Source organism: Nitrospirota bacterium (assembly GCA_020846775.1).
Classification (GTDB): Bacteria; Nitrospirota; 9FT-COMBO-42-15; order HDB-SIOI813; family HDB-SIOI813; genus RBG-16-43-11.
Map to the genome: position 1 here is coordinate 1 of JADLDG010000095.1, position 2,501 is coordinate 2,501.

Genomic DNA, 2,501 nt, shown 5'->3' on the forward strand with positions numbered 1-2,501 from the left:
GCTGAATCAGGTGGCGAATAGTCACAACAGGGCTGTGATCCGAAGGATAGATTACATTAAACCATGGCAGATGCCTCGTTACCGGGTCATCGAGCCCCAGTTTACCCTGTTCCATCAATTGAAGTATAGCAACGACTGTAGGGATTTTGGTCATAGACCACCAGTGATAGACGGTCTCAGGCACGGCCTTTATGCCCCGCGGGCCATCAGCGTAGCCAAAGGCACGGTTGTATACAAGCCGGCCATTTTTAACTACTGCTGCAGATAACCCTGGCGGACTGCCAGATGCAACAAGCCTTTCAAAAAAGGCATCTAATTCTTGCACATTTTCTACCTGATCCGGGACCCCGGGGGGATGTGGTGCAAGAGAATAGAGGCTAATAATAACGAGGACGAGTAAGACAGCAACGAAGATAATTATCTTTGGAAATCTTTTCACTTAATTATAATAAAAATAAATGGGCCGGTTCTATTTTCTGAACTTATAACTAATCTCCCCTATTTGACATCAGCCCCTGGCCTTCCTTTTGGTTTCAATACTTCTTCAAAAATGATGACCTTACCTTAAATCTGTTCTTTTATTCTCATTTGATTAATAACAACAAGTTTCATTAATGGAGATATATTACTTGCAACAATCACAGCCTGCCAGAGTCCTTTAATGTTTTTAAATCATCTTCAAATTCGACGATGTCATAATGTACAGGAATATTTCTGCTTGCAAGCAAATGCTGAAATTGCAGACGGGTCATTCCTGCGAAACGGCTTGCCTGTGCAAGCGTCAGCTTTTCCTTTTGAAAAAGTAAGACAGCTATTTCTTGTTTGAATTCATCTTCTGTGAATCTGGTTGATTGAATAATTTCATCAGAAATAAGGCTGGGCTGTGGAATAATCAGTCACGTTTTCATCAAAAACTTCTGAATGAATTTTCTTCCTGTTTCCTGTTTCCCGTTTCCCGCTCCAATGATGTTAATCAGAGGCTTAAGCCTTTTTTTTCTCTATTAAATAGCCAGCCACATATTTATGAATGATGCTGGATATCAGTGTCTGGTAAGGAATGCCCTCTTGAACAGCAATAACCTGTACTTGATCCAAATCTTTTGATGACATTCGGATATTAATCCTCTTGTCTTTTTGCAGTGTATTCCTCGCATATTGCCGAAGTTTTTTAATTTCCGCCTTTGGATTCTTAATAGGCATCCATTCTCCACGTTCGTAAGATTCTAAAATATCTTTTTCTTCCTCATTTAATATTGTCTTTTTCATTTTTTGTCCTCACATATTTGTTTGTAGCTTTTCTGCTGGGAATAATGGTTTTTAAGAATATCGTTTCGCTTTCTTCTACATAAGGAACGAGATACGCATAATCATCAATCCTGACTGTTGCAATTTTTTGTCCCGAATACTTATCTTGATTCGGGTGATTGACTATTTCAACGATATCTCCCCGTTCCATCAAGATAACAACCTGTTCAAAATTCACTCCTCTGCTTTTCTTCAACCACTCATTCTTCTCATTATTCCATTGGAAAACCTTCATAGTATATTTTTACGACATTGTCTGCCTTTTGTCAACATTGTTTTTCTCAGATCAAGTCATATGCTTCAGCAAATATCGGTGAAATATCAGGCAAATGAATATGCGAATTCGGGGAGTAGGCGCTCAAAGACCGATAGGTGAATCGAGCTATTGACAAGGTTTCGGAATCACCACCTTATCTCCCGCAGCACTGTTTGTATTTCTTCCCTCTTCCGCAGGGACAGGGCTGGTTCCTTCCATTAAGGACTTTGCAGGTATCGGATTCAGTGCAACAGGCGTTCTCGCCGCAGAGCCAGGGATCGTATCAAAGTTTTTGTATTTTTCTTCCCTTGCTTTCTCTTCCCTTTTGACCAAATCATCTGCAGCATCGTCATTGCCAATCTCCCTGAGTAGGGGAATAAGACGTTCAAGCGCTCCCTCCCTGTCATAACTGAGTGGTTCCGTCAAAGCGTATGCACGGTAATAGAGCTCGATAGCCTTGTCGGTCTCTTTTAATTTACTTAAGGCATCCCCCGATTTTATAATCACCCAGGCATCGTCATGAAACTTCTCCAGGTTCTCAGATACAATTTTAAGAGTCTGCTCCCGTCTTCCAGCATCTGCAAGTATAACGACAATGTCACCGAGGAAATTGTCCGGAGAGTAGCCTCGGCAAAAAGACTGCCTACTTCAATTGCCCTGTCTACCATGCCACCCTGATCACGAAGCGTAAATGGAAGGCACACCAGCCACCCTGCAAAGTCAGAGTCTGCCTTTTGCATAATCTCGTCAAATAATGGTTGATCTGGTCTACCGTCGGGTTTTAAAATGAACTCATACACTCTCTTTGTAAGGTGATCTTCCCCCACTATTGCGGACACACTGAAGGGTTAGGTAGAATAATTAACCTGGGAGGTGTGAAATGGAAGAACGTAAAGGTCATAGGAAGCACAGTAAGGAGTTCAAGGAAGAAGCAATACGA

5 protein-coding genes and 1 pseudogene are annotated in these 2,501 nt (G+C 41.7%); all 6 read right to left on the minus strand.

Annotated elements, in window-relative coordinates:
* Window positions 1-439 (minus strand): beta-lactamase family protein (locus tag IT392_11300; GenBank protein MCC6545063.1); only part of this gene is annotated, 439 nt, incomplete at its 3' end.
* Between the two features lie 199 nt (window positions 440-638).
* Window positions 639-890: a UPF0175 family protein gene (locus IT392_11305; protein ID MCC6545064.1), complete on the minus strand. Its 252-nt coding sequence runs from the start codon at window positions 888-890 to the stop codon at window positions 639-641.
* A 91-nt stretch (window positions 891-981) separates the two neighbouring features.
* On the minus strand, window positions 982-1,266 hold the full coding sequence (locus IT392_11310) for an antitoxin (protein ID MCC6545065.1): 285 nt from the start codon (window positions 1,264-1,266) through the stop codon (window positions 982-984).
* Window positions 1,244-1,540, minus strand: coding sequence for a BrnT family toxin (locus tag IT392_11315; GenBank protein MCC6545066.1), 297 nt, complete (start codon window positions 1,538-1,540; stop codon window positions 1,244-1,246). Before IT392_11315 ends, IT392_11310 begins: the two co-directional genes overlap by 23 nt.
* A 175-nt stretch (window positions 1,541-1,715) precedes the next feature.
* Window positions 1,716-1,775: pseudogene (locus tag IT392_11320) on the minus strand (SEC-C domain-containing protein).
* A 289-nt stretch (window positions 1,776-2,064) separates the two neighbouring features.
* Complete coding sequence (locus tag IT392_11325) at window positions 2,065-2,301, minus strand: hypothetical protein (protein ID MCC6545067.1); 237 nt, start codon at window positions 2,299-2,301, stop codon at window positions 2,065-2,067.
* Between the last annotated feature and the right edge of the window lie 200 nt (window positions 2,302-2,501).

Coding starts and splice junctions, on each gene's coding strand:
- IT392_11325 (MCC6545067.1), bottom strand. CDS start 2,301: ATGCAAAAGGCAGACTCTGACTTTGCAGGGTGGCTGGTGTGCCTTCCA.
- IT392_11315 (MCC6545066.1), bottom strand. CDS start 1,540: ATGAAGGTTTTCCAATGGAATAATGAGAAGAATGAGTGGTTGAAGAAA.
- IT392_11310 (MCC6545065.1), bottom strand. CDS start 1,266: ATGAAAAAGACAATATTAAATGAGGAAGAAAAAGATATTTTAGAATCT.